The sequence below is a fragment of the Rhodococcus sp. NPDC076796 genome, from assembly GCF_040702765.1.
GTDB lineage: Bacteria > Actinomycetota > Actinomycetes > Mycobacteriales > Mycobacteriaceae > Rhodococcoides.
Genome location: NZ_JBFBMS010000001.1, coordinates 931,523 through 956,924 on the forward strand (window position 1 = coordinate 931,523; position 25,402 = coordinate 956,924).

Here is a 25,402-nt window from a genome sequence, read left to right on the forward strand (position 1 = left end):
TGGGGTGCGCTCAGTTGTACGGCTTACGCGCCGTTTCCGGGTCGCCGTAGGTGATGGCCCGTTCGCGTCGGGTGCCGGTGGCCAGGGTTGCGGCCCAGTTGATCAGCGTCCCGACGCGATTGCGGTTGCCGGCCAGGAACGCGATGTGGATGACGCCCCACGAGACCCAGCCGAGGAATCCGGACATCCGTAGCGGCCCGGCCTGTACCAGTGCGTGACCGCGCGCGATGTAGGCCGCGGTGCCGAGGTCTCGATACTTGAAATCCTCTCGCGCAGAACCGGACAGGTCTGCTGCGATCGCCGCACCCGCCGCTCGGCCGCCCTGCATCGCCACTTCGGCTACTCCCGCAAGCTTGTTCAGCGACATGATGTCTCCGACGACGAAGACGTTGCGGTGTCCCGGAATCGACAGGTCCGGCTGCACGGCGATACGTCCCGATCGATCCTGCTCCACACCCATCGCGTCGGCGAGTTGCTTCACGAACGGTACGGCTTCGACGCCTGCGGTCCACAGCACGGTGTGGGTGTCGTAGCGAGTGACGGTCTTGGGTTCGGCCTTGGCCGTCACCTCGACGTCGGTGGCCGTGACGTCGGTGACGTGAACTCCGAGATGGGTTTCCACGCCTACCGCGTCGAGGGTGCGCTGCGCTTTTTTCGTCAGGGAATCGGGGAACGATTCGAGTACGCGGTCGCCGCCGTGGAAGAGCAGCACTCGCGCTTCCGACGGGTGGATCGCGTCGAACTCTTTCGCCAATGCCCTGGTGGCGAGTTCTCTTATCTGCCCGGCCAATTCGACTCCGGTCGGACCTCCCCCTGCCACAGCGAACGTGAGCCAGGGTCGGCGTTCGTCGGCGGTGGGCAGGGATTCGGCCATCTCGAAGGCCGAGATCAGCTTTCGCCTGATCGCGAGGGCATCGTCGAGGGTCTTCATTCCCGGTGCCCACTGCACGTATTCGTCGTGGCCGTGATAGGCCTGCTGCATTCCGACGGCGACGACGAGGTAGTCGTAGGGCAGCTCGAACGTCGAGCCGTCGAACCGACTCGCTGTCACCACTCCGCCGTCACCCGCCGAGCCGTCGACATGAGGGGTCACGGACGTCGCTTCGCCCAGTGCCACATGCACGTTCTTCTGCTTGCGCAGCAGGTGTCGCAGTGGGCTGGCGATCGATCCCTCGGACACCAGACCGGTGGCGCACTGATAGAGCAGCGGTTGGAAGACGTGGGAGGTGCCGCGTTCGAGCACGGTGACGTCGACGTCCTCACCGCGTAGGCGACGGGCCGCGTGGAGCCCACCGAATCCCCCGCCGATGACCAATACCCGTGGACGTGCCATGTGAACGCTCTCCCTCGGACGGACCCGCAGAGAAGGACTCTCCGATATCGCAGCCTACTCGAGCAGAATTCGATTCGGCCCGCCCCTTTCCAAGCATACCCAGAGGGGGTATGTTCGAGCCGTCACCCGAGGTACCCCCTGGGGGTATGCGAGCAAAGGCGGAGAAATGGAACTGTTCACCAGCAACTATCGAGTCACCGGCATGACCTGCGGCCACTGCGAAGCGTCGATCACCGAAGAGGTCGGCGAGCTCGCCGAGGTGGAGTCCATGGTCGTGTCCGCCGCCAGTGGGACACTGACCGTGGTCGGTACGCCGGCGCTCCACGAGTCAGACGTCATCGCCGCGGTCCGACAGGCCGGCTATTCGGCCGTCGCGGATCCCTCCAGTTCACACCATTCGTAGCCGCCGAACTCGTCAGCGGGAAGGACCAGCACGATGACCCACACGCACACGCACACGGAACACTCGACACATTCGGAACACGAAGGCCACCAAGGACACAGCGACCATGCTGGGCACGGCGATCACGTCGGGATGTTCCGACGCCTGTTCGCCATCATGGTCGTGCTTGCCGTCCCCGTCGTCCTCGCGTCCGACATGTTCGCGATGCTCGTCGGATACTCACTGCCCGACGAGCAATGGATCGCCTGGATCTCCCCGGTGCTGGGCACCGTGATGTTTGCCTGGGGCGGCTGGCCGTTCCTCACCGGCGCAGTGAGCGAAATCCGTTCGCGCGCTCCGGGCATGATGCTCCTCATCGCACTGGCGATCACCGTCGCGTTCGGTGCATCGATGGGTGCAAGCCTGGGAATCCTCGATCATCAGCTCGACTTCTGGTGGGAGCTGGCCCTGCTGATCGTGATCATGCTGCTCGGGCACTGGATCGAAATGCGATCGCTGGCGCAGACCACATCCGCGCTGGATTCTCTGGCAGCACTGCTGCCCGACACCGCTGAACGCGTCGAGAACGACGATGTCGTGCAGGTATCCCCGGACCAGCTCCGACTCGGCGATGTCGTCGTCGTCCGTCCCGGAGGACGGGTGCCCGCCGACGGCACTGTCGTCGCCGGCTCGGCGAGCATGGACGAATCGATGATCACCGGTGAATCGAAGACGGTCCGTCGCCGTGAAGGCGATCAGGTCGTCGCGGGAACAGTGGCCAGCGATTCCGGTCTTCGCGTACAGGTCACCGCCATCGGGGAGGACACCGCACTCGCCGGAATCGGCCGGTTGGTTGCCGACGCCCAGAACTCGACGTCGCGAGCTCAACGCATTGCCGACACCGCAGCGGGATGGTTGTTCTGGTTCGCCCTCGGATCGGCCGGCCTCACCGCCGCCGCGTGGACACTGTTCGGGATGCCCGACGACGCCGTTGTCCGCACGATCACGGTGCTGGTCATCGCCTGCCCGCACGCACTCGGTTTGGCGATCCCGCTGGTCGTGTCCATCGCCACCGAACGAGCCGCCCGCGGCGGCGTGCTCGTCAAGGACCGGCTCGCACTCGAAACCATGAGGACGGTAGACACCGTGCTGTTCGACAAGACCGGCACCCTCACCAAAGGCGAACCCACCGTCACCGCGATCGAGGTGACCGCCGGCCGCAGCCCCGACGACGTCCTGGCGCTGGCTGCAGCCGCGGAAGCCGACTCCGAGCACCCGTTGGCGCGCGCCATCGTCGCCGCTGCGAGACACCGAGAGCTGACCGTTCCTGCGGCCACCGACTTCCGATCGTCCCCGGCGATCGGGGTGTCCGCCGACGTCGACGGACTCCACATCCAGGTCGGCGGGCCTGCACTACTGAAGCAGGAACACGCAACCGAACTCTCTGTCGCCGATCGATGGCGCGAGGGCGGGGCGATCATCCTGCATGTCCTCGCCGGCGACACCGTCATCGGAGCGCTCGCCCTCGCCGACGAGATTCGACCCGAATCACGCACTGCGATAGACGCACTCCACGCCCGAGGAATCACGGTGGTGATGATCACCGGAGACGCCGAAGCCGTCGCGAAATCCGTTGCCACCGAACTCGGTGTGGACCGGTACTTCGCAGGAGTGAAACCGGCGGACAAGTCGCACACTGTGGCGACCCTGCAACAGGAGGGGCGCACCGTCGCGATGGTCGGCGACGGGGTCAACGACGCCCCGGCGCTGGCGCAGGCCGATGTGGGTATCGCGATCGGAGCCGGTACCGATGTCGCGATCGCGTCGGCCGGAGTCATCCTGGCCAGCGACGACCCGCGGTCCGTGCTGTCGGTGATCGAACTCTCCCGGGCCTCGTACCGCAAGATGAAGCAAAACCTGTGGTGGGCAGCGGGATACAACCTGATATCGGTTCCGCTCGCTGCCGGAGTTCTGGCGCCGGTCGGCTTCGTGCTCCCCATGTCGATCGGTGCCGTCCTGATGTCACTGTCGACGATCGTCGTCGCCGCCAACGCGCAGCTACTCCGTCGACTCGACCTCTCCCCCGACGCGGTGACCGGCCGACCTGTGCACTGAGCCGTTGACGACGCCGAATCGTCCCGGCACGGCCGAAGGCCGCACCCCCGATGAGAGGGTGCGGCCTTCGGTGTCTGTGCAGATCAGCCGAGCAACGCCTGCATGGTGTCGATCTCCTGCTGCTGTGAGGCCACGATCGTGCGCGCCATCTCCTGCGCGTCGGGGTTCGAGCCGTCGGCGATCTCGATGTTCGCCATCTCGATTGCGCCCTCGTGGTGCTCGATCATCATCGTCAACCATTGGCGGTCGAACTCGGCACCGGTGGCCGCACTCAACGCGTCCATGTCCTGTTGGGTCATCATGCCCATGCCCGAGCTGTGGTCCATTCCGCCCATCTCACCCATGTCGGACGAGGGTGCGGGCTGACCCCATTCGGCGAGCCAGGCCGTCATCCGGTCCATCTCCGGTTGCTGCGCGGCTTCGATCGCCGACGCCAAGGCCACGACGTCCGAATTTTCGGTGCGGCCATCGACCATTGCCGCCATCTCGACCGCCTGCGCATGATGCGGGTACATCATCCGAGCGAACATCACGTCCGCATCGTTGAATTCTGCGGACGCGTCGGCCTGGTCCGATGACGCCGACGACGAGTTCGGCGAGCCCATCGAATGGCCGTCCATCGACGAGTCGTCGCTGCTGCAGCCGGCGAGAAGGAATGCGCTCACGGTGGCGGCAGCCAGCGAAGCGACGAGTGTTGTACGCATGTGAATCTCCTTGAACAAGTGCGAAATACAGGGATCTGGGTACGGCGATCCGCCGGTGGTCGTGCGTCCACCGGGCTCCCTGTCACACTCGCAAGGTCACCGATCTGTCCAGCTCCCAGAGGGTCCACGGCGGCGCACGCTCCGAGATGGAGTCGGTGCGACCACCGATACCGTCCTCCGACATCTGCGAGTGGACGACATCGACGGTTGTCGCTGGGACCGTCAGCGCAGCCCACGACACCGTGGTTCCCGCGCACGGATGCATCATCTGATGTGCCGACGGGCAGTCGTGTTCACCGGTCGCAACCTGCACCGGATCCTCGTGGTGGGTCGCCGACGCCATGGCGGCGTGTTCGTTGCTTGCTGACGCGGTCGGTGTCACCGAGTGCATCAGCAGCACCCCGAAGATCGTCAGTGCGATCAGCAATCCGGTCGCCGAGGCAACGCCCGGGCGTCTGCGTCGGATCACTGAGTGCATGTCACCGACGATAGCAAGTCATACCCCCTAGGGGTAGCCGGCAGGGACTTCCGCCCCGCACCGAAGGACTTCCGCCTCTGTCTGTGGCGGTCCGATTCGGGCCATGCTCGCTGTGTATCTGCACACGTAAGTCAATGGACGGGAATTCGTCATGAATGCATCGAGCCGGGTAGTCGTCGGAGTCGACGGATCTGCCACATCGCTCGACGCGGTCCGCTGGGCAACACGCGAGGCTGTTCGACGCCACGCTCCGCTCGAGTTGGTCACGTCGTCTCTGTTTGCGCCGGGAACCTACGGGGATGCCATCAGTCTTCGGATCGGTTCGTTCTCGGACCCCGATGTCGAGGCCAAGCGCGTGCTGACCGCCGCGGTCGATGTTGCACACAAGGCCGCAGCAGGCAATTCACTGATTCTCGATACTCGTCTCGAACATGGCTCTGCCGCACGGAACCTGACGCATTTCGACGTCGCGCCCGCCATGATCGTCGTCGGGTCGAGAGGTCTCGGCGAGTTCACCGGTGGATTGATCGGATCGGTCAGCACCGCGGTCGTCTCGCATGCGACATGCCCTGTGGCAGTGATCAAATCCAACATCATCAGCGACGGTCCGGTTGTCGTCGGCGTGGATTGCACCTCAAACAGCCAACCCGCCATCGGCTTCGCTCTGAAGGAAGCGTCACTGCGAGGCGTCGACCTCGTCGCGGTGCACGCTTGGAGCGACCTCGAGCTGGGCAGCGTGTTGACGCGCGACGACGAAGGTCCGTGGGTCGATTCCGAACTCGCCGAGAAGACGTCGTTGGCGGAGAGCCTGGCCGGATGGTCGGAGGACTACCCGGACGTCACCATCCACCGTGTGGTGGTTCAGGACAGGCCGGTTCGTGAACTGGTCCGCGCTTCCGAGACAGCGCAGTTGATCGTTGTGGGAAGCCGCGGTCGGGGCGGATTCGCGTCGATGCTCCTCGGTTCCACCTCACGTGCGGTGCTGCATTCGGTGGATGTTCCCGTCGTCGTCGTACCCACGAACCGATGACCGCGTCCACCACCGAAACCACCTACAACTCCGAGGAACTGGACGCCGACCTACGGTATTGGGCCGCGGCGAACTATCTGACGGTGGCGCAGATCTATCTGCAGGACAACGTATTGCTGCGTCGGCCTCTGGAGGCGGAACACATCAAGCCGAGGCTGCTCGGGCACTGGGGCACGAGTCCCGGCCTGTCGATGATCTACACCCTCCTCAATCGCGTGATTCGTCGAACCCATTCGGACTGGCTGTACGTCACCGGTCCGGGCCACGGCGGTCCGGCGTTGGTGGCGAACACCTACCTCGAGGGCACCTACAGCAAGATCTACCCGGACATCTCGCTCGACAACGACGGCGTCCAGCGTCTGTGTCGTCAATTCTCCACTCCAGGTGGCATTCCTAGCCACGTGAGTGTCCAGACTCCGGGCAGCATTCACGAGGGCGGCGAGCTGGGCTACGCCCTCGTCCACGCCGCCGGTGCAGCGTTCGACAATCCCGATCTGATCGTCGCCTGTGTCGTCGGGGACGGTGAGGCCGAAACCGGTCCCCTGTCCGGTTCGTGGAAGATCCCGGCCTTTCTCAATCCGATTCGCGACGGTGCCGTGTTGCCCATCCTGCACCTGAACGACGGGAAGATTTCCGGACCGACGGTTCTCGGACGCAGCACCGATCAATCGATCGCGGACTACCTCAGCGGCCAGGGGTGGGCACCACTGTTCGTCGAAGGCGACGATCCACGAGAGGTGTTCCCGGCTCTCGAAAGCGCCCTCACCCGCGCCCACGAGACGATCGAGAGAATCCAGCACGCCGCCCGGAACGGCGAGCCACAGCACGATATCGAATGGCCCGCCATCGTTCTCCGCACTCCCAAGGGCTGGACCGGACCGCACGAGGTGGACGGCAAACTCATCGAGGGCACCCACTGGGCGCACCAGGTGCCGCTGTCGGGCGTCCGCGAGAACCCAGCACATCTGGATCTGCTCGAGAAGTGGCTGCTCTCCTACGATCCCCGATCGTTGTTCGACGACAACGGTGCCCCGGTGGCGGCCGTTCGCGAGCTCGCACCGTCGGGCACCGAACGTCTCGGGGCCACTCCGTACGCCAACGGCGGTGTGCTGTTGCAGCCCTTGGTCATTCGAGACCTCGAGAACTATGCGCTCACCGTCGAGTCCCCGGGGCGCACGTCGCACGAGACGACCACGGTGCTCGGGGAGATGATGCGCGATATCTACCTCGACAACGCACAGCCCAACGGCGGCGGTAACTTTCGTCTGTTCTGTCCCGACGAGACCGCGAGCAACCGCCTGCAGGCCGTGTTCGAGGCCACCGACAGATGCTGGCAGTTGCCGACCACCGAGTTCGACGACAACCTCGGTCCCGACGGCCGCGTGATGGAGGTGCTCAGTGAGCACCTGTGCGAGGGCTGGCTCGAGGCGTACCTGCTGTCGGGTCGACACGGCCTGTTCGCGAGCTACGAGGCCTTCGCCATGGTGAGCGTGTCGATGCTGATCCAGCACACCAAATGGCTCCAGCATGCGGCCACACTCGCGTGGCGGGCTCCCGTCGCGTCGCTCAACGTGTTGCTCACCAGCACGTGTTGGCGCAACGACCACAACGGATTCAGCCATCAGGGCCCTGGACTGATCGACGCGGTGATTCCGCTGGCGCCGGATGTGGTGCGCGTGTGGCTACCACCGGACTCCAACACTCTGCTCGCCGTTGCCGATCATTGCTTCCGCAGTCGAGGCCACGTCAACGTTCTGGTGGTGGACAAGCAGAATCACCCGCAGTATCTGACGCTTCCCGAGGCGCGGGCGCATGCCGCGGCTGGTGCGTCCCGCTGGGACTGGGCCGGCACCGAAGTGGCCGATACCGACGAGGACCCCGAGATAGTTCTGGCGTGTGCCGGCGACGTGCCGACCGAGGAAACCCTCGCTGCAGCAGAATTGTTGCTTACGTGGACTCCCGAGCTCAGGGTTCGCGTGGTCAACGTGATCGATCTGATGGCGCTGCTCCCCGTCGTCGATCATCCGCACGGATTCTCCGACGAGCAGTTCGTGGAACTGTTCACCGCCTCGGTCGACGTGGTCTTCGCGTTCCACGGCTATCCCCGTGCGGTACACCAACTGGTGCACGGCCGACCCGACGCCCAACGGTTCCACGTTCGCGGATTCATCGAACAGGGCACCACGACAACACCGTTCGACATGGTGGTGCTCAACAAGATCAGTCGCTATCACCTCACGCTCGCAGCACTCGACCGAGCGCGCACTGCGCCGGCCGGTGCCGAGCAACTGCGGCAGCACTGCCAGGACCAACTCGCACGCCACGACGCCTACATCCGAGAGCATTTCGAGGACCTCCCGGAGATTCGGCAGTGGCGGTGGTCGTGACACTCGTGGGCGGAGACACTGGGGAACGCCACGCTCTGTCCGTCGACGAGGTGGTGGCCTCTGTCGCTTCGAGCCTCGATCGCGGTCTGAGCGTGGACGAGGTGGCCCGACGAACTCTCCGGTTCGGACCCAACGTCCTCCCGGCCAGAGCCGGCCCCGGATGGCCCCGACGCCTGCTCGGTCAGTTCCACAATCCGCTGATCTACGTTCTGATCGTCGCCGGCACGATCACAGCGGGGCTGGCCGAATACGTCGACTCCGCAGTCATTTTCGCTGTCGTGGTGCTCAACGCAGCGATCGAGTTCGTTCAGGAGTCCAAGGCCGGTTCGGCGCTGGAATCTCTTCGATCGATGGCCCGAACTCCGGCGCGGGTGGTGCGCGACGGGGAGGTGCACTCCCTGTCGTCCGAGGACGTGGTGCCGGGCGACCTGGTGCGATTGGAAGCCGGAGACAAGGTCCCTGCCGATCTCAGGCTGGTGCATACGATCGGCTTGGAGGTCGACGAGTCCACCCTGACCGGTGAGTCCGAACCCTCCGCCAAAGGCACTGCAGCAGTGCCGCCGTCGACCCTGCTCGCCGACCGATCCAACATGGGCTATTCCGGCACCCTCGTCACGGCAGGAACGGGGACCGGCCTCACCGTCGCCACCGCGTCCGATACCGAACTCGGTGGCATTCACCGTCTCGTCGGGTCAGCTCGGCCACTGGCCACACCGCTGACTGCCAAACTCGCCGAGTTCGGCAGGATCCTGACGTTCGCGATTCTCGGGCTGGCCGCTGTCACCTTCGGAGTCGGACTGCTCCGAGGCCAGGACACCGTCGAAACTTTCGTCGCCGCAGTCGCACTCGCCGTCGGCGCGATTCCCGAGGGCTTGCCCGCAGCAGTGACGATCACCCTGGCCATCGGGGTCTCCCGGATGGCGCGGCATGGTGCTGTCATCCGGCAGCTGCCCGCTGTCGAAACCCTGGGCAGCACCACGGTCATCTGTTCCGACAAGACCGGCACGTTGACCCAGAATCAGATGACGGTGCGGGCTCTGTGGACGATCGACGGCGAAGTCGTGGTCACCGGTTCGGGATACGAGCCTGTCGGTGACCTGACGGAGGACGGTGATCTCGTTTCCGTGGACCACAACGACGCACTGCGGTGGTCACTTCTCACCGGTGCCGTGTGCAACGACGCGTCGCTGCGAGAGATCGACGATGAGTGGACGATTGTCGGAGATCCGACGGAAGCCGCGATGATCGTGGCTGCGATCAAGGCCGATATCGACACCCCGAGCTTCCTCGATGGCCATCCGCGATCGGGGAGTATTCCGTTCAGCTCGGACCGGCAGTTCATGGCCACGCTCCATCGTTCCAGCAGCGACGAGCACGGGTTCGCCCTCGTCAAGGGGGCCGTGGAGCGCGTCAGCGACATGAGCGAGACGATGATGGATTCCGAAGGCCGGCTGCGTCCGATCGATCGTCATCGGATATCCGAGGCAGCCGAAGACCTCGCAGGACGCGGACTCCGCGTGTTGGCGACTGCGCGCACAACCGCCGGAGCGGCAGTGGATTTCACGGTGGACGGCCTGCCGGGGACGCTCGTGTTCACGGGCCTCGAAGCCATGATGGACCCGCCCCGTGAGGCCGCGACGTCCGCTGTACAGGCCTGCCGCTCCGCCGGGATCTCCGTCAAGATGATCACCGGTGACCACGCCGTAACCGCGACCGTCATTGCCCAGCAGGTCGGTTTGCTGGATCGAGGTGACGCAGACGGGTCGGTGCTGACCGGATCCGATCTGTCGTCATTGAGCGCGGACGACTATCCGGACGCGGTAGATCGTGCGGTCGTCTTCGCCAGGGCCAGCCCCGAACAGAAGCTTCAGCTGGTCGAGTCCCTGCAGTCGCGCGGCCACGTTGTCGCCATGACCGGTGACGGCGTCAACGATGCGCCTGCACTGCGCCGGGCGAACATCGGGGTCGCGATGGGCCACAGCGGAACCGAGGTGGCCAAGGATGCGGCCGATGTCGTGCTGACCGAGGACGACTTCTCCACCATCGAGGCCGCGGTGGAAGAAGGCCGTGGTGTGTTCGACAACCTGACGAAGTTCATTGCGTGGACGCTGCCCACCAATCTTGCCGAGGGCCTCGTCATCCTGGTCGCGATCGTGTTCGGCACCGCTCTGCCGATCCTGCCCACCCAAATTCTGTGGATCAACATGACCACTGCCGTCGCATTGGGCCTGATGTTGGCGTTCGAGCCCAAAGAGCCCGGGATCATGTCGAGGTTGCCGCGCCGACCCGACGAGCCGCTGCTGACGCGGGCCCTGATGGTGCGGATTCTGTTGGTGTCGACCGTGCTCGTGGTCGGTGCCTGGGCGATCTTCGAGTGGGAGCAGAGCCGCGGGGCCGGCCTCGACGAGGCACGCACTGTCGCGCTCAACATGTTCGTCGCTGCCGAGATCGCCTACCTGTTCAGCTGTCGATCACTGACACGTTCGGCTTGGCAGCTCGGTCTGTTCACCAACCGGTGGATCGTTGTCGGGGTGCTCACCCAAACAGCCGGCCAGATCGCGCTCACGTATCTTCCGGCCATGAACGCGTTGTTCGGTACCGCACCGATCGGCATCGATTCGTGGCTGCTGATCGGTGCGGTGGCCGTCGTGCTGTCGCTCGTCGTCGGGATCGACAAGCGGGTCCACAACCGTAGGACGTTCGCTACCCGCGGGCGATGATCAACGGACAGTCGACGCGGTGGGCCAGCGAACGCACCGTGGATCCGAGAAGTCGGTCGCTGAAACCGTTGCGGCCGGTCGAACCGACGACGACGGCCTGCGCCCGCGGTGATACCTCGAGAATCTTCTCGACCACGTTGCCGCGCAACACCTTTTGCTGAACCACTACGTCCGGATACTGCTCGCTCCAGCCGGACAGGCTCTCTGCCAACACGGTTCGACCGTTCGACACGATAGCGTCGGATCTGTCGGTCTCGGACGCGTCGGGCGACGAGATCAGTTCGTCCGTCGACACGTGGACTGCAACCAATTCTGTTCCCCGTAGTGAGGCTTCGTCGAATGCCAACCGAACAGCCTTCTGGTTGTGCGGCGACCCGTCGATTCCGAGGACCACAGGGCCTCGTGACGAATCCAACTCGACGCTTCCCGGCACGATGACGACCGGGCAGTGTGCTTGAACCGCCACTGCGGTGCTCACCGAGCCGAGCAGTTCGGCGAAGTATTCGCCGTTGCCGCGCGAGCCGACCACCATCATCGACGCATTCGAGCTCTGATCGAGCATGGCTTGAATGGTCGGTCCCACAATCGATTCGCTCATGATGGTGAGCGCGTCCGGGTTCTTCACCGAGCGTCGAGCAACCAGCGTCGCCCAGGCCAGGATCGACTCTGCGGCTGTGTGCTCCTCGGAGCCGATGTGAGTGGGCAGCGCGACGAAACTCGTGTACAGGGCTTTGACTTGGTAGGCGGATACCAGCTTCACCGGTAGCCCACGCAACTCGGCCGCATGCGCGGCCCATCCGACTGCGTCGAGCGACGAGCCGGAGCCGTCGACACCGACGACGATCGGAGACTGCCTCGTGGTACTCATGCGTGCGGGACGACGAGGACGGGGCAATGGGCATGCCGCAGTACGGCGGTCAGTGTTCGTCCCGGCACTCGGTCTCGTTCGTGACCGACCACCATCAGTTGGGCTGTCTCGGACATGGCGACCAGCTCCGATCCCGAGTCGGCCTCGGCGTACACCGACGCCACGCGAATGTCCGGGTAGTCCGCGCCGAAGGGTTCGAGTCGAACATCCATTGCCGATTCGGGATGAAGCCCGTCGCCCGGACCACTGAGAGCGGACGCGAGAATGGAGGACACAGCCTGGGTATGCACGGCCAGCACGCTGGTCCCTCGTATCGATGCCTCGCGGAATGCTTGATTCACAACGACATCGGTCGCCGATACTTCGGAATCACCCAGCGCTGCGACTACCGGGCCGTGCCCTTGCGCGTCGAAGTGCCGGACGATCGCCACGGGGTGGGGCGATGCTTCGACCACGGCACCGACCATCGATCCGAGTACCCAGGCGGCCACTGCACTGCCGGTGGTGGTCCCCAGTACCAGCAGGGACGCAGATCCGGCTTCGGTCGACATCACCGATTCGGGCCGACCCTGTAGAACGGCCGTTTCCACAGCAACCGCCGGATCGGTCGCGGCAGCGACGTCCGCTGCGCGATTCAACGCCGCACGGGCGTAGTCACCGTCGATATCCGGCGCTCCGTATACCGTTTCGGCCATTGCGTGTCTGTCGATCACGTGGACCAAGCGAAGTGACGTGCCCCGCCCGCGTGCTTCCTGCACGGCGAACCGGACCGCATCGAGTGCGGTCTCCGATCCGTCGATACCGACCGTGACCGGTCCGGTGGAATGTGAAGTGTTCATCAGATGCCTCTCGATGGTGCGCGTCTACAACGAGAACGCTACGAGCGCAGGCACACCTGACACAGCAGTCCGAGGTCATCGGAACGAGTGACCAAGGTCGTCCGCCGTCAGGGCAGCGGTGCCGACCAGATCAGCTCGGTGCCACCTGCTTCGGCTGCGGACGGCCTGAGAGTCATCGTGCCACCGCAATCGACTGCCCGCGCCTCGAGGTTCGCCAGTCCACTACGAGTGATGTTCTCGTCCAATCCGATTCCGTCGTCGGAGACCTCGATGCGGAGATCGTCTCCGACCGCCAGGGTGACATTGACGGTCTCGGCCCGAGCGTGATGGACGACGTTGCTCACTGCTTCACGAATGACGGCGACGGCGTGGTCGGCGAGGGAACTGTCGATGACCGACAGGGGCCCGAACATGCGAACCACGGCGCGAATGGGAACGCTTTCGGTGAGTTCGAGGACGGCTCCGTTGACGCGCTGCCGTAGACGAGTGGTCGAGTGCGTCGCGCTCTGCAGGTCGAAGATCGTCGTACGGATGTCCTGGACGGTGTCCTGCAGATCGTCGATGGTGCGAGCCAGACGCTGACGAATATCGTCGAGCTCGGTCTTCTGCAACGTGCTCTGCAGCGACAATCCGGCCGCGAAGATCCGTTGGATGACGTGATCGTGGAGGTCCCGGGCGATCCGATCACGGTCCGCGAGGACGTCCAGCTCGTGCATTCGCCGTGTGGTGTCGGCCATCTGCATGACGAGCGCGGCCTGGTCGGCGAAGCTGGAAATGAGATCGAGTTGGGAGTCGTTGAAGACCGGTGCGCCCTTTCGGCGCAGCGTCACCAGGACGCCTCGCACGCCGTCGGCGACCCGTAGCGGCGAGATCAGCGCCGGGCCGAAGGTGTTCGCCACGTGCTCGTTGGGCCGGTAATCCAGCTCCTCCTTGCGGGTAGCGGTCCGAAGACGATATGCCGCACCGGAACTCGACCCTTCGATCGGGATGAGTGAACCCACCAGAGCGTCTGCGTCGTGCCCCTCGGCGACCGAGATGACCAACCGAGAGACCGTCTCCGAGTTCGGAGCCGCGTCGGCGGGAACAGCGATGAACGCACTGTCGGCCCCGGTCAGATGCAATGCTCGTCTCGACACCATGTGCAGGACTTCGTCGATATCGCTCCCGGCCAGCAGTTCGGTCCCGATGTCCCGCATCGCTTCCATCCACGATTGACGGATCCGCGACTCCTCGTACAGGTGTGCGTTCTCGATCGCGATTCCGGCTGCCGAGGCGAGAGCGCGCGTCACCACCTCGTCGTCCTCGGTGAACTGGCCTCCGTCCTTCTTCTCGGTGAGGTACAGGTTTCCGAACACCTCGTCGCGCACTCGAATGGGTACGCCGAGGAAAGATTTCATCGGCGGATGGTTCGGCGGAAAGCCCACCGCCTCCGGATGTGCCGAGAGGTCGTCGAGTCTCAGGACATGGGGTTGATCGATCAGCAGACCCAGCACACCTCGGCCGGTGGGCAGGTGGCCGATGGCTTCGCGTACCTCCTCGTCCATACCGTGATGGATGAACGCTTTCAGACCGTGACCGTCGCCTCGGACACCGAGGGCCCCGTACCGGGCACCGACGAGGTTGACTGCCGACTCCACGATCGACCGCAACGTCACCTCCAGGTCGAGGCCGGAGGTGATGACGAACATCGCGTCGAGCAGGCCGTCCGCCTGCACGCGCGCATCCGCGATGCGCCCGATTCGGTCCTGTACCTCGGCCAGCAGTTCACCGAGTCGGAGCTGCGGGAGACCCGATGCGCGGTGATCATCCATCCGACGGCCCGGATTGCGTTCGCGGATGCGTTTCGGCCAGCCTCGACGCGTACACCGCTGCCTGGGTGCGGCGCTCCATCCCGAGCTTGGCGAGCAACCGGGAGACGTAGTTCTTCACTGTCTTCTCCGCCAAGAACATTCGAGCGGCGATCTGCCGATTCGTCAGTCCCTCCCCCAGAAGGTCGAGCAGTGTCCGTTCCTGCCCGGTGAGGTGGTCGATCGGTCCGGGAGCGGCCGTGCCCGCCCGCAGCTTGTCCATCAGCGCTGCCGCCGCGCGATTGTCCAACAGCGACCGACCAGAGCCGACGTCCTTGATCGCGCGGGTCAACTCCATACCGGTGATGTCCTTGACGACGTATCCGCTCGCGCCGGCCAGGATCGCGTCGAGCATGGCTTGATCCTCGGTGAACGAGGTCAGCATCATGCATTTGAGATCGGGGAGTCGGTCGAGCAATTCGCGGCACAGCTCGATGCCGTTGCCGTCGGGCAGTCGAACATCGAGAACGGCGACGTCCGGCCGCAAAGCGGGAATACGAGCGAGTGCCTGTGCGCAACTTCCGGCTTCACCGATCACGGAGAGATCGGGGTCGGAGTCGATGAGATCGATCAGACCTCGACGCACGATCTCGTGATCGTCGACCAGAAACACTGTGACCACGTCCAACCCCTCACCCGCGTCCTCGATGGGCGCATCTCCCCCAACACTACGGACCCACGGGCGAGGGAGCTTCACCTTTGGTCATCGAAAGTGGAGTCGAAAGTCCCTGCCGTCGGTGTAGTTGTCCTGGTGCGCGGATGCCGGTCCGAAGCGTCTGATGGAGCTCTGACACCGCCATGAAGGGACACAACAGATGGGCATTTCCCACACCGTCGTCGGAGTCGACGGCTCAGCCGCGTCTCTGGACGCTGTCCGGTGGGCCGTGCTCGATGCCGAACTGCACGGCTCCGACCTGACGATCGTCTCGGCCGTCCCGACGGTTCTCACGGGTCTCGATGCCCTGCCCGAACGGACATCCGCGCATCTGAGGTTCGAGACGAATCGCATTCTGGACGAGGCGATGTCGATGGCTCAGCCGAGGGGGTCGGTCGTGTCGACCATCGCCGTCGACGTAGTTCTGTCGGACCGGCCCGCCGCCGCCACCCTGCTCGAGATGTCCGAGACGTCGCGGATGGTCGTGATCGGGACGCGCGGACTCGGTGCGGCACAACGCATGTCGTTGGGTTCGGTCAGCGTTGCCCTGAGCACACATTCGCACTGCCCGGTCACGGTCGTACATGCGTGGCCGACGGGTGGCTACACACAGTCCGAACCGGTCGTGGTCGGAGTCGATGGAACCTCGGCCGCCATGGCCGCGGTTGAGTGGGCGTTCGAGGAGGCCGAAGTGCGAAGCGCTCCGGTCACCGCAGTGCACGCATGGGCCGATTCCGATCTGTCGATAGGGATGTCGGTTCCCGGCCTCGAATGGGCAGTCCACCGCCCCGAAGCAGACGACGTATTGGCAAGGGCCGTCGACGATTGCGCCCGCCGTCATCCGACGGTGGCGCTGCGCCATGTGGCGGTCAGAGACCGTCCGGTCCACGCACTGTTGGACCACGCGCAGAGCGCCCAGTTACTGGTGCTGGGCAGTCACGGTCGCGGAGGATTCGCCGGAATGATGCTCGGCTCCACCAGCCGCTCGGTGATGGCACGCGCGTCGTGTCCTGTCACCGTCGTGCCCAGCGCAGCCCGCAACAGAACGACTGCGACAAAGGAATACCTGTGACGACGATATGGATGGGAGCCATCTACACGTGAGTCGAGCCAGCCGTCACCGCGGTCGAACCGACCCGCCCAACCCCCGAAGGTCCTTCAGGATGGCCGGGAGCTGACTCATGAGAGATATATGTCCCTCTCCCTCGATCAGATGCGCCTGCGCGCCGGCAACATTCGCCGCCAGCCATCGAGCGTGCGCGAACGGCACCATCGTGTCGAGGCTGCCCTGCCAGATCGACACCGGAGTCGTGATGCGGCTCGTATCGAAACCCCATGGGCGCGTGTGGGTCAGGTCGTCGTCACGCCACCCGACGATGCCTTGACGGCCGGCGGCGTTGACCGACGCGGCGAGATAATTCGTCAATTCGTCGGTCAGTGCAGCACGGTCGACCGGCGGAGCCAATGCTCCCAATCCTGCCGCCACCTGGTCCGGCGTGACACCGAAGAAACCCTTTCTGACATCGAGGAACGTTTCCAGTGCCTCGACACCGGCGAAGACGGCCGTGTACTCGTCGATGTTCTCTTCGGCCATCCCATCGCGAATGTCACCGTCGTACTCAGCGGCCGGCGCGATCCCGACACAGCAGGCAGCGGCCAGGCAGCGTCCTGGCAGCATCGCAGCACACGCCAGTGCGCGCGGTCCCCCGCCGGACCAGCCGATCGTTAGGAACTCATCGATCCCGAGGTAGTCGAGCACCGCCGCGGTGTCGACGGCGTCGTCGGCGACCTGGGCAGTGGTGGCACCGTTCGGGCGCGGAGACGACGCTCCGTACCCTGGCCGCGAGTAGGAGACGACCCGCAATCCTTGAGCTGCAGCAGCACGTTCGAGGGTCGGGAAAGGCACCGCGCCCTGCGGTGTGCCATGGTGGTAGACGAGCGGAAAGGCGTCCGCGGGGCCGGTGTCGAGTACTTCGAGGTTGCGGCCGTCTGTTGTCCGAACGAGGACGGTCATCGGCGTTCCGCCTGGCTCATACTGCACGCCGTCCGGCCGCGATGTCCTCGGTTCGACGGTCGAGAACCGTTGTGCCCGATATCCCGTCGAGCACGTTCTGTGCATCGTCGAGGGCGCCGATGGATGCGAAGTGCCCGGTCGCCCAGGCGAAGGTGCTGCAGGCCTGCACTTTCGGGCCCATCGACTCCGCCGCGAAGGCGGTGGGGTCGAGTTCGTCGACGTAGACGTTGCCCAGCGGCTCCGCCTGCGCGGTTCCGAAGTGATCGACGACAGCGGGCACATCGGTGAGAATCAGCAGACGATCGGCGTCGCAATCGAGGGCGATCAGCGTCGCGGTCAGGTCCTTGTCGATGACCGCATCCACTCCGCGCAGCTGTCCAGTCGCTGCCTCGACGACAGGGGCACCGCCGCCGCCGCCGCCGCCACAGAGTACGACGGAGCCGGCCTGGACCAAGCGCGTGATCGATTCCTGCTCGATCACGCGAATCGGACTGGGCGACGGTACTGTTCGACGCCACCCTGTGCCGTCGGGAGCGATGGACCAACCGTGCTCGTCCACTGCGGCGCGGGCCTCGGACTCGGTGTAGACGGCCCCGACGAACGTGGTCGGATCGGAAAACGCCACATCGTCCGAGTCGACGAGTACCTGCGTGGTCAGGTTGACGATCGGTTTCACGATGCCCGCGTTGCGCAATGCCTGCGACAGCCAGTAACCGATCATGCCTTGGCTCTGAGCTCCGACTGCATCCAGCGGGTAAGGGTGCACCAATGCCGCGTGCAAGCTGCTTTCCGGTGCACGTGGATCCACGTGAGGTCCGTTGCCGAGACAGATGACGACCTCGTGTTCGCGAACGATGGGCGCGAGAGCGATTGCCGCGGAACGAACATGCGCGAGTTGTTCGGCGGTATCGGAGCGCTCGTCGCAACGAAGCAACGCGTTTCCGCCGACAGCAATGACGATGCGCATGTCAGCTACTCACTGCCGTGAAGAGAACTACGCGAGTGATGTGCTTCAGGTCCATGGTCAACAGGTCTCCTCGTAGCCGGGTGCGGCAGACCGTCGGATCTGCGCACGCCACCAGCGTGCGTGTTGTGACTGCCTCCGGGCCACGGTCGGATGCCCCCGCACCGCTGCCGAAGGTCCTTTTCTACGAACTCGAGTGGAGCGCGTTCGGAGTCCATGCCGCGGACCCGATATGTCGATCACCTTCGGCCGTCCCTGTGGGTCGTAAGTCCCTACTCGGCGGCGGACCCGCAGCGCAGAGTGATCATCGAGCAGTCTCCCTCCACGACAAGGACCACCCGGCATGATTCTCGTTCCTTCACTCGACAGTGCCGGACCCAACACGTTGGAAGAACTGTTCGCCGCGCGATATGCGCGCGGCGACTTGGATCGAGTGCAGTACCTGACACAGATGGATGGCCTTGCATTGCGATTCAACCGAACCCGAACCAACACTGACAGGACGTCCACATGCGAATCCTGATAGCAACAGCGAGCCGCCACGGTGCCACCCGAGAGATCGGGCGGTGGCTGGGCTCGAACCTCTCGCACGAACTGTCCAGCGTCGACGGCGCGACGACGATCGATGTTCGTGATGCCTCCGACGTCGACAGCATTGTCGAGTACGACGCCGCGATCATCGGCAGCGGCGTCTACATGGGCCGATGGCTCCGAGACGCACGCTCACTGATCGCCAGGGAACAGGCCGAACTGGAGACCATGCCGGTGTGGCTGTTCTCGAGCGGCCCGGTGGACGGCAGTACCCCGGCCGAAACTCAGCCGAAGGAGACGAAAGCCGCCTGGGCGATCGAGCATCGTGTGTTCGGAGGCAAACTGGACCACTCGAAGTTGTCACGCTTCGAGCGTGCGGTCGTTCGGCTGATCAAGGCTGCGGACGGCGACAGCAGATCACCCGCAGATGTTGCCCGATGGGCCGAAGACATCAGCGGAATCCTCACCGAACGACTGGTGCCCTCACCCGAGAAAGGCCGATCTTCATGACCGCTACCGAGCCGACCGGCCGCCCGATTGTGGTGGGGGTCGATGGATCACCTTCCTCGATCCTTGCCCTGCAACGTGCGCAGCATTTGGCCGCTGCCTTGTCGACCACGCTGGAAGCAATCCATGTCTGGCAGTACCAGCCGTACATGGACACCGGCTATGTGATCGAGGTCGAGCCCGCGAAGAACGCCGAGACGATTCTCGCCGAGGCTACGGCTGCTGCATTCGGCCCCGATCTCCCCGCAGGTCTGAAACAGCTGGCGAGGCAGGGTTCTGCGGCGAAGGTTCTACTCGAAGCCAGCCATGACGCCGAGATTCTCGTTGTCGGAAGCCGCGGTCACGGCGGCTTCGTCGGACTGCTTCTCGGTTCTGTCAGCTCGCAATGTGCCGAACATGCCCACTGCCCAGTGCTTGTGGTTCATTCGAGGGATCATCTCTAGTCCGGGCACCACCGGGGCGATCCCATCGCATATCGCCACGGTGGCAGTCGCATCCGCTTTGATTCGAGTACGAGAACTGTCGCGATCGATCGACTTCTACTGTTCGGTGTTCGAGTTCACCGTCTCGATCAAGGAGGAGGACGCAGCTCTTCTATTGGCCCGAAACGGTTTTGAGATCTACCTGCACGCGGATCCGATGTCCGTGCAGCGACCGATAGGAGCTCTCGGCGTCAACGAGATCATGTGGTCTGCCCAGCGCATGGAGTCGCTCAACGAAATGGGTGCTCGGCTCCGGGAGTGGTATCCGTCGACGTTCGCGCACAGTGAGGGCGGCGTCAGCTACGTCGACGGCTGTGACCCGGATGGAAACCGAGTACTGGTCGCGTATCCCAGCCCATTGGGGTTGCCGCGCAGCGTCATTGCCCATCGCTTTCGCTGAGCAGTCGATCGGCCGCGGAAATTCACGGTAGCCGAGGCGGAAACCAGCCGCGGGCATCGCGCAGGGTGCGGCCGGCCTCGGCGACAGTAGACCGATTCGATCGCTCGGCGAGTCTGCCCAATTCGGTACGCGCTTCGGCAACCGTGCGGCCGCTTGCAACGAGAACACCGATTGCCTGATTCACCTCGCTCACATCGGCAAGAAGGCGCGGGTCGGCGGGTACGAAGTCGGTTCCGCCGCTGCGGACCAGATGTCGGTCCAGCACAGCCGAACCCTCCGATAGCCCGAGCGCGAAGCCCACATCCGCTGCGAAGTCGACAAGTGCTCCGGCTGTACCGGACAGGATCAGCAGTTGTCTGGCCGAAGGCGAATCCGGAAGACCCGCGAGGGTGAATTCGAGCGACGATGCAACGACCCCCTGATGCGGGCGGCTCGTCGCTATCGAAACGTCGAACCGTTCACCGTCGACGATCAGGGTCAGGGTGATCGAGACGACAGCCGAGACGGCCACATCGATGTCGGCTGCCAACTGCCTCGCCAAGCGCGCGAGATCGACGGTCGAGTTGTCCAGTGATTCGGTCAGCGTCGCAAGATCGTCCAGTAATCGAGGCTGAAGTTCCATCGAGAATCCAGGTGCGGCCCGATCGCCTGTTCGATTCTTCCGATTCACCCGCAACGTCGTGCCCGGGTGGATATGCCAGCGCGAGGAAAAGTCGGACTCGATTCCTCGGAATGCGCGTGCGACCTGAACGCTACGCCCTTATCTGCGCGAACGGGAGCGGGCTGCCTTCATCGCCTCGCCCACGATGGACTCAGCGACCACTGCGACCTTCTTGTGTTCGCTCTGGCTCAGTGATCGGAGTTTGTCGTACCCTTCGGTGCCGGTGCATCCACTTCGGCTGATCAGCACCCCGATCGCCTGGTCTATCACCGCCCGACTGTTCAGTGCCCTCTCCAGTTGCTCGGTGAGCCGGGCAGCACTGGCCAGTGCGCGCGCGTTCTGCACCGAGATCGCAGCCGGTACCGCGAACAGTTCGCCCAACTCGGCAGCGCGGGCATCGAACGCGTCGGGCCGGTGCGCGTAGACATTCATCGCGCCGAGCACACCGCCTGCGGTGATCAGCGGCAGAGACAACACGCTGTGCACTCCCAACCGACCGACCTTCGGACCGAACTCCGGCCACTGCGGATCGGTTTCGAGTGAACCCGATCGAACGGTGATGCCCTCGGCAGCTGCCGTGATGCAGGGGCCCTGGCCGAGTCCATACTGGATGTCGTCGACGACGCGGACGAAATCTGCACTCGCGACAATCGTGTCGGGGCGGCCAGGATGCAGCAGCGTCAATCCGGCACCGTCCGCACCGGGAATGGCCCGAACAGCGAATTCCGCTACGTGAGAGAGGGTGTCGGACAGAGACAGATTGGTCATGGACAGTTTACTCAGGTCGGCCAGGCTCGACCTGAGATCGTCTTCGTGTTCGTCGGTGTTCATCACTGCTCACTCCGTTGTGGGCACACATACCTTTCGGGTATGCGCCTGCCCACCCCGACCTTACGGCCTCACCGAACGGCGAATCGTTCGGCCGAAGGGAACACCGCGGTCAGCCCCGCAGTGACCGACGATGTCGAGTTCAGAACTCGAAGACCTGGCGAGCGGTGACGCGGCCACCCATGAGGTCGTCGAAGCACTCGTTCACTTCGTCCAACTTGCGCGAGACCGCAGATACCGTGGTCCGCCCGGCCTCGTGCAGTGCGAACACTTCACGAAGGTCCTTTCGGGTACCGACGATCGAACCGAGGACGGAGATTCCGCCGACGACCGTCTCGAAGATCGGGACCGGGAACACACCGTGAGCGGGCATCGAGACGCACACCAGTCGGCCGCCGCGGCGAAGCGAACGGAAGGCCTGATCGAACACGCTCGGGATGACGGCCAACACGATGGCCACATCGGCTCCGCCGAGTGCCTTGATCTCCTCGACGGGATCGACCTTCGACGAGTTGACGGTGTGATCGGCACCGAGTTCACGAGCAAGTTCGAGCTTGTCGTCCTCGATGTCCACTGCAGTGACGAATCCGCCGGCGATCTTGGCGTACTGCACGGCCATGTGTCCCAATCCACCGACACCGAATATCGCAACGCGTTGAGCCGGTGCTACCCCGCCGACCTTCACGGCCTTGTAGGTGGTGACGCCGGCACACGTCAACGGGGCTGCATCGAACGAGGAGATGCTGTCGGGAACGCGAACGACGTATCGCGCATGTGCCACTGCGTATTCGGCGTACGCGCCGTCGATGGAGTAGCCGCTGTTCTGCTGCTTCTCGCACAGCGTCTCCCATCCGGACACGCAGTGATCGCATTCCCCGCATGCAGACCCGAGCCACGCGATCGCAACGCGTTCGCCGATTCGACTCGCATCGACCTGCGATCCCACTGCCTCGATCACGCCGATGCCCTCGTGTCCCGGAACGAACGGAAGAGTCGGCTTCGCAGGCCAATCACCCTGCGCCGCATGGATATCGGTGTGGCACACCCCGCATGTCTCCATCTTCACGAGCACCTGCTCGGGTGCGGGTGTCGGGATCGGGATGTCCTTGACGACCAGAGGCCCGCCGAACTCGGTGACGACTGCAGCTTTCATGGTGAGTTCCTCCAACTGTGCAAACCGTGCCGTTCTCGACGCTCGAGCGATGCACTGATGTCGATCATGGCGACTACTGCATACTCGGATGTAGGGCCGGAAGTCACCGAGGAGCGAGGACAGATCCCGGTTTGTCGGTTGGCGGGCGAAGTTCCCGCCCATCGTGGTCTTTCGTCCCTGGTGCGCACCGTCCGCGCGGGACACACTGATGCTCATGACCGCTGCTACCCATCACGAACCGAACACCTGCGGCCCATGAGTCTGTGGCGCAAACACCCGGGCGTCCGTACCGGCGACGCACTGACCACCGGTGAACGAGCTGCGGACTACGTCAGAAACGGAATGGGCTCATGGCCGTTCGTCTTCTTCTTCCTGGGACTGATGGCGCTCTGGGCCGTATACAACAAGAGCGACGGCTTCGATCCGTACCCCTTCATTCTGCTCAACCTCTTCCTCTCCATGATCGCAGGACTCCAGGGCGCGATTCTGCTGATCTCGGCGAAGCGTGCCGACTCGGTGAGCAGCGAGGTTGCAGTGCACACTCTCTCGAATACGGCACTGCTGCAGGAGATGATCGAGGCGAACACCGTCCTCACCGAATCCGTGGCGCAGTTGGCATCGGAGATCCACGAGCATGTCTGCCCGTCCGCGATGCGGTCACGATGACCGAGGCCGAACACACACAGCGCCGATTCTGGTCACGGACCGGCTTGGGTGACATTGCCGTCGGCATCGACGGATCCGACGCATCCCGAGGTGCGAGCAGGTGGGCGGCCGATCTTGCCCATGTCACGAACGCCCGAATTCGGCTTGTTCATGCTCTGCAGCAACACCTCTCGCATGCCGATACCGATCGCGAGAAGTACGATTCGGAGAATCGCGTAGCGGGCCGTCGACTCCTGCGCTCGGCCCGCGCCGAAATTCACGGCGTCGATCCCGATGTCGTGGTCGACTCGATTCTGTCCGGCTCGCCCATCGCCAGGTTCCTCGGCTCGGTCTCGATGACCGCCGATCTGGCGGTCATCGGCGGGCATCGATCAGGCCCACTCAGCGATGTCCTGTTCGGTTACAAGTCAACCCGTATCGTTGCGGAGTCGGACTGCCCGGTTGTCGTCTGGCGACCTCACTCCGCTGCCGCGAGCAGGAGGCCTGCCGTGGTGGTGGGCGTCGACGATTCGGAGTCCTGCACCAGGGCGATCGACGGAGCGTTCTGGTTCGCCCACACGCTCGGACTTCCACTGACAGCAATCCATCTCGATTCGCACCACCGTGGCCCGAATGCCGGCCATGACCGGCCACCGCTCGACCGGCTCGCGAAGAGGATCGCGCCCGCCGCTTCCAGGTTCACCGATGTCACAGTGCACCTGCACTGCATCGAGTCCTCTGCGGAGCACGCGCTCGTTCGCGCCTCGGCGTCGGCGCAGCTGGTTGTCGTCGGAAGCCGCGGCTTGGGACCGATTACCGGGCCGCTCCTCGGATCGATCGGGCAGTCGCTCGTGCACTCATCGCACTGCCCTGTTCTCGTGGTCCACTGAGGCGAGGCAAGCCAGTATGTCTCGTGCCCAGTTGCATACTCGAATCCAGTCGCGGAAGTCCCCTTCGGCGGCACCGGACGAGGCGAACACCAACTGCTCACCGTGCGACAGCTCCGCCACATCGAGCTTGCCAGGAAATGTGCAGTGCGAGAATGCATTCAAGGCCGCAGTTGCTCGCGCCGCATCGGACGTGTCGTTGACGGGCCTGTCCAACGAATGCAACGGTCCGCACGAGAACAGCCATACGGGCGGATGCGGCTTGTCGGACAACCGTGCGACCAGGTCGTTGACCATCGGAATCCATCGATTGCCGTAGACGGCACTGCCGATCACCAGAGCGTCTTAGTCATCCACTTCGAGTACGGAATCCGGTGTGCGCACATCGACGTGCGCACAGCCATGCGCGAACACCAACGCCATTTCTTGTCCGAGTGTCGCAGTCGCGCCGTGGCGACCGGCGGTGGAGACAAGTATTCTCATGTCTCCTCCGAAATGAGGTATGCGGACTTACCCGCAGCCACCGTCATCCGCCATCCGCGGATCGCAATGACGAATCCCAGTACCCCGAACGATCCTTGCAACCAACTCGTCTCACCGGTCACCGCCGGTTGCACGACGATCCAGGCAACCAACAGCACACCGGCGATGTGAGCCATCGGACCCGACCTTCCGCCGCCGGCGAAGGCAGACACCGCAGCGAGCCCCATCGGAATACCGACGACGAGCACCAGCACGAGTGCAGCGAGCGCGGTGCTGGACATGGGCAGACTGGCCTGTACATCGGGGCTCAGATCGATTGCACCCGAGGCCAATCCGATCGCTCCGCCGAAGGCGTTGATCGACACTCCTCCGCAGACTGCACCGAGCCACGGCCATCGTCGGTTGCGTTCGGTGGCCATCCGCGTTGTCGATATCATCGTTCCAGCTTGACCGATGATCGTCCAATATCTCTAGGGCACAAAGCCCTTG

The 25,402-nt window shown here is 64.2% G+C and carries 25 protein-coding genes; 11 read left to right on the forward strand and 14 right to left on the reverse strand.

What is annotated here, in order from left to right; translation table 11 throughout:
• Window positions 1-10 precede the first annotated feature (10 nt).
• Window positions 11-1,333 carry an NAD(P)/FAD-dependent oxidoreductase gene (locus AB0366_RS04275; protein WP_366242818.1) on the reverse strand — a complete coding sequence of 441 codons (1,323 nt, stop codon included), beginning with the start codon at window positions 1,331-1,333 and terminating at the stop codon, window positions 11-13.
• A gap of 166 nt (window positions 1,334-1,499) precedes the next feature.
• Between AB0366_RS04275 and AB0366_RS04280 the strand changes: the two genes are divergently transcribed.
• Both AB0366_RS04280 and AB0366_RS04285 read left to right on the forward strand, forming a co-directional pair.
• A complete protein-coding gene (locus AB0366_RS04280) occupies window positions 1,500-1,736 on the forward strand; it encodes a heavy metal-associated domain-containing protein (protein WP_310886825.1) in 237 nt (78 codons plus the stop codon).
• A 33-nt stretch (window positions 1,737-1,769) separates the two neighbouring features.
• Window positions 1,770-3,830, forward strand: a complete 2,061-nt coding sequence (locus AB0366_RS04285) for a heavy metal translocating P-type ATPase (protein ID WP_366242819.1) — start codon at window positions 1,770-1,772, stop codon at window positions 3,828-3,830.
• Between the two features lie 83 nt (window positions 3,831-3,913).
• On the opposite strand, the gene AB0366_RS04290 is transcribed toward AB0366_RS04285, so the two are convergent.
• Window positions 3,914-4,534: a DUF305 domain-containing protein gene (locus AB0366_RS04290; protein WP_366242820.1), complete on the reverse strand. Its 621-nt coding sequence runs from the start codon at window positions 4,532-4,534 to the stop codon at window positions 3,914-3,916.
• An 82-nt stretch (window positions 4,535-4,616) separates the two neighbouring features.
• A complete protein-coding gene (locus tag AB0366_RS04295; protein ID WP_366242821.1) occupies window positions 4,617-5,012 on the reverse strand; it encodes a DUF6153 family protein in 396 nt (131 codons plus the stop codon).
• Between the two features lie 151 nt (window positions 5,013-5,163).
• On the opposite strand from AB0366_RS04295, the gene AB0366_RS04300 reads away from it, so the two are divergent.
• The 3 genes from AB0366_RS04300 to AB0366_RS04310 are packed head-to-tail and all read left to right on the forward strand — an operon-like array spanning window position 5,164 to window position 11,149.
• Window positions 5,164-6,042, forward strand: coding sequence for a universal stress protein (locus AB0366_RS04300; protein ID WP_121871068.1), 879 nt, complete (start codon window positions 5,164-5,166; stop codon window positions 6,040-6,042).
• Window positions 6,039-8,429, forward strand: a complete 2,391-nt coding sequence (locus AB0366_RS04305) for a phosphoketolase family protein (RefSeq protein ID WP_366242822.1) — start codon at window positions 6,039-6,041, stop codon at window positions 8,427-8,429. The genes AB0366_RS04300 and AB0366_RS04305 overlap by 4 nt, the downstream gene beginning before the upstream one ends.
• 35 nt (window positions 8,430-8,464) lie before the next feature.
• Window positions 8,465-11,149 carry an HAD-IC family P-type ATPase gene (locus tag AB0366_RS04310; protein ID WP_366242982.1) on the forward strand — a complete coding sequence of 895 codons (2,685 nt, stop codon included), beginning with the start codon at window positions 8,465-8,467 and terminating at the stop codon, window positions 11,147-11,149.
• On the opposite strand, the gene AB0366_RS04315 is transcribed toward AB0366_RS04310, so the two are convergent.
• From AB0366_RS04315 to AB0366_RS04330, 4 genes are all read right to left on the reverse strand, one after another.
• Window positions 11,133-12,017: a universal stress protein gene (locus AB0366_RS04315; protein ID WP_121871070.1), complete on the reverse strand. Its 885-nt coding sequence runs from the start codon at window positions 12,015-12,017 to the stop codon at window positions 11,133-11,135. The genes AB0366_RS04310 and AB0366_RS04315 overlap by 17 nt on opposite strands.
• Complete coding sequence (locus AB0366_RS04320) at window positions 12,014-12,856, reverse strand: universal stress protein (RefSeq protein WP_366242823.1); 843 nt, start codon at window positions 12,854-12,856, stop codon at window positions 12,014-12,016. Before AB0366_RS04320 ends, AB0366_RS04315 begins: the two co-directional genes overlap by 4 nt.
• Before the next feature lie 107 nt (window positions 12,857-12,963).
• Window positions 12,964-14,667 carry a GAF domain-containing protein gene (locus AB0366_RS04325; RefSeq protein ID WP_121871072.1) on the reverse strand — a complete coding sequence of 568 codons (1,704 nt, stop codon included), beginning with the start codon at window positions 14,665-14,667 and terminating at the stop codon, window positions 12,964-12,966.
• Entirely contained in the window at window positions 14,660-15,325 is a 666-nt protein-coding gene (locus AB0366_RS04330) for a response regulator transcription factor (RefSeq protein WP_094613350.1), read from the reverse strand. Before AB0366_RS04330 ends, AB0366_RS04325 begins: the two co-directional genes overlap by 8 nt.
• Window positions 15,326-15,518: 193 nt before the next feature.
• Between AB0366_RS04330 and AB0366_RS04335 the strand changes: the two genes are divergently transcribed.
• On the forward strand, window positions 15,519-16,430 hold the full coding sequence (locus AB0366_RS04335; RefSeq protein WP_121871073.1) for a universal stress protein: 912 nt from the start codon (window positions 15,519-15,521) through the stop codon (window positions 16,428-16,430).
• 45 nt (window positions 16,431-16,475) lie between these two features.
• On the opposite strand, the gene AB0366_RS04340 is transcribed toward AB0366_RS04335, so the two are convergent.
• Together AB0366_RS04340 and AB0366_RS04345 are read right to left on the reverse strand one after the other, a co-directional pair.
• Window positions 16,476-17,372 (reverse strand): alpha/beta fold hydrolase, encoded by an 897-nt coding sequence (locus tag AB0366_RS04340; protein ID WP_121872718.1) that lies wholly within the window; start codon window positions 17,370-17,372, stop codon window positions 16,476-16,478.
• A 16-nt stretch (window positions 17,373-17,388) separates the two neighbouring features.
• On the reverse strand, window positions 17,389-18,339 hold the full coding sequence (locus AB0366_RS04345) for a carbamate kinase (protein WP_366242825.1): 951 nt from the start codon (window positions 18,337-18,339) through the stop codon (window positions 17,389-17,391).
• 507 nt (window positions 18,340-18,846) lie between these two features.
• Here AB0366_RS04345 and AB0366_RS04350 point away from each other — a divergent pair.
• From AB0366_RS04350 to AB0366_RS04360, 3 genes are read left to right on the forward strand one after another with little or no spacing between them, the layout of a single operon-like run.
• Window positions 18,847-19,377, forward strand: a complete 531-nt coding sequence (locus AB0366_RS04350) for a flavodoxin domain-containing protein (RefSeq protein WP_121871076.1) — start codon at window positions 18,847-18,849, stop codon at window positions 19,375-19,377.
• On the forward strand, window positions 19,374-19,817 hold the full coding sequence (locus tag AB0366_RS04355) for a universal stress protein (protein WP_121871077.1): 444 nt from the start codon (window positions 19,374-19,376) through the stop codon (window positions 19,815-19,817). The genes AB0366_RS04350 and AB0366_RS04355 overlap by 4 nt, the downstream gene beginning before the upstream one ends.
• Before the next feature lie 40 nt (window positions 19,818-19,857).
• Entirely contained in the window at window positions 19,858-20,256 is a 399-nt protein-coding gene (locus AB0366_RS04360; protein ID WP_366242826.1) for a VOC family protein, read from the forward strand.
• A 22-nt stretch (window positions 20,257-20,278) separates the two neighbouring features.
• Here the strand turns inward: AB0366_RS04360 and AB0366_RS04365 are convergent, their stop codons facing one another.
• The 3 genes from AB0366_RS04365 to adhP all read right to left on the reverse strand — a co-directional run bounded on the left by AB0366_RS04365 (window position 20,279) and on the right by adhP (window position 22,898).
• Complete coding sequence (locus AB0366_RS04365; RefSeq protein WP_121871078.1) at window positions 20,279-20,878, reverse strand: hypothetical protein; 600 nt, start codon at window positions 20,876-20,878, stop codon at window positions 20,279-20,281.
• Window positions 20,879-21,016: 138 nt separating this feature from the next.
• A complete protein-coding gene (locus tag AB0366_RS04370; protein WP_366242828.1) occupies window positions 21,017-21,748 on the reverse strand; it encodes a GAF and ANTAR domain-containing protein in 732 nt (243 codons plus the stop codon).
• A gap of 139 nt (window positions 21,749-21,887) precedes the next feature.
• Complete coding sequence (gene adhP / locus AB0366_RS04375; protein ID WP_121872720.1) at window positions 21,888-22,898, reverse strand: alcohol dehydrogenase AdhP; 1,011 nt, start codon at window positions 22,896-22,898, stop codon at window positions 21,888-21,890.
• 255 nt (window positions 22,899-23,153) lie between these two features.
• Here adhP and AB0366_RS04380 point away from each other — a divergent pair, with 255 nt between their 5' ends.
• Complete coding sequence (locus AB0366_RS04380; RefSeq protein ID WP_366242829.1) at window positions 23,154-23,564, forward strand: DUF1003 domain-containing protein; 411 nt, start codon at window positions 23,154-23,156, stop codon at window positions 23,562-23,564.
• A complete protein-coding gene (locus AB0366_RS04385) occupies window positions 23,561-24,433 on the forward strand; it encodes a universal stress protein (protein ID WP_366242830.1) in 873 nt (290 codons plus the stop codon). Before AB0366_RS04380 ends, AB0366_RS04385 begins: the two co-directional genes overlap by 4 nt.
• Here AB0366_RS04385 and AB0366_RS04390 read toward each other — a convergent pair.
• Together AB0366_RS04390 and AB0366_RS04395 are read right to left on the reverse strand one after the other, a co-directional pair.
• A complete protein-coding gene (locus tag AB0366_RS04390) occupies window positions 24,401-24,766 on the reverse strand; it encodes a hypothetical protein (protein ID WP_366242831.1) in 366 nt (121 codons plus the stop codon). The genes AB0366_RS04385 and AB0366_RS04390 overlap by 33 nt on opposite strands.
• Window positions 24,767-24,909: 143 nt before the next feature.
• The gene (locus tag AB0366_RS04395) at window positions 24,910-25,350 is read right to left on the reverse strand and encodes a hypothetical protein (RefSeq protein ID WP_366242832.1); all 441 of its coding nucleotides are present in this window, start codon (window positions 25,348-25,350) and stop codon (window positions 24,910-24,912) included.
• Window positions 25,351-25,402 lie beyond the last annotated feature (52 nt).

Bases quoted from the DNA above. Each gene is read 5' to 3' on its own strand.
- AB0366_RS04275 (WP_366242818.1), bottom strand. From the start codon at position 1,333: ATGGCACGTCCACGGGTATTGGTCATCGGCGGGGGATTCGGTGGGCTC.
- AB0366_RS04280 (WP_310886825.1), top strand. From the start codon at position 1,500: ATGGAACTGTTCACCAGCAACTATCGAGTCACCGGCATGACCTGCGGC.
- AB0366_RS04285 (WP_366242819.1), top strand. From the start codon at position 1,770: ATGACCCACACGCACACGCACACGGAACACTCGACACATTCGGAACAC.
- AB0366_RS04290 (WP_366242820.1), bottom strand. From the start codon at position 4,534: ATGCGTACAACACTCGTCGCTTCGCTGGCTGCCGCCACCGTGAGCGCA.
- AB0366_RS04295 (WP_366242821.1), bottom strand. From the start codon at position 5,012: ATGCACTCAGTGATCCGACGCAGACGCCCGGGCGTTGCCTCGGCGACC.
- AB0366_RS04300 (WP_121871068.1), top strand. From the start codon at position 5,164: ATGAATGCATCGAGCCGGGTAGTCGTCGGAGTCGACGGATCTGCCACA.
- AB0366_RS04305 (WP_366242822.1), top strand. From the start codon at position 6,039: ATGACCGCGTCCACCACCGAAACCACCTACAACTCCGAGGAACTGGAC.
- AB0366_RS04315 (WP_121871070.1), bottom strand. From the start codon at position 12,017: ATGAGTACCACGAGGCAGTCTCCGATCGTCGTCGGTGTCGACGGCTCC.
- AB0366_RS04320 (WP_366242823.1), bottom strand. From the start codon at position 12,856: ATGAACACTTCACATTCCACCGGACCGGTCACGGTCGGTATCGACGGA.
- AB0366_RS04325 (WP_121871072.1), bottom strand. From the start codon at position 14,667: ATGGATGATCACCGCGCATCGGGTCTCCCGCAGCTCCGACTCGGTGAA.
- AB0366_RS04335 (WP_121871073.1), top strand. From the start codon at position 15,519: ATGGGCATTTCCCACACCGTCGTCGGAGTCGACGGCTCAGCCGCGTCT.
- AB0366_RS04340 (WP_121872718.1), bottom strand. From the start codon at position 17,372: ATGACCGTCCTCGTTCGGACAACAGACGGCCGCAACCTCGAAGTACTC.
- AB0366_RS04345 (WP_366242825.1), bottom strand. From the start codon at position 18,339: ATGCGCATCGTCATTGCTGTCGGCGGAAACGCGTTGCTTCGTTGCGAC.
- AB0366_RS04350 (WP_121871076.1), top strand. From the start codon at position 18,847: ATGCGAATCCTGATAGCAACAGCGAGCCGCCACGGTGCCACCCGAGAG.
- AB0366_RS04355 (WP_121871077.1), top strand. From the start codon at position 19,374: ATGACCGCTACCGAGCCGACCGGCCGCCCGATTGTGGTGGGGGTCGAT.
- AB0366_RS04365 (WP_121871078.1), bottom strand. From the start codon at position 20,878: ATGGAACTTCAGCCTCGATTACTGGACGATCTTGCGACGCTGACCGAA.
- AB0366_RS04370 (WP_366242828.1), bottom strand. From the start codon at position 21,748: ATGAACACCGACGAACACGAAGACGATCTCAGGTCGAGCCTGGCCGAC.
- adhP (WP_121872720.1), bottom strand. From the start codon at position 22,898: ATGAAAGCTGCAGTCGTCACCGAGTTCGGCGGGCCTCTGGTCGTCAAG.
- AB0366_RS04380 (WP_366242829.1), top strand. From the start codon at position 23,154: ATGAGTCTGTGGCGCAAACACCCGGGCGTCCGTACCGGCGACGCACTG.
- AB0366_RS04385 (WP_366242830.1), top strand. From the start codon at position 23,561: ATGACCGAGGCCGAACACACACAGCGCCGATTCTGGTCACGGACCGGC.
- AB0366_RS04395 (WP_366242832.1), bottom strand. From the start codon at position 25,350: ATGATATCGACAACGCGGATGGCCACCGAACGCAACCGACGATGGCCG.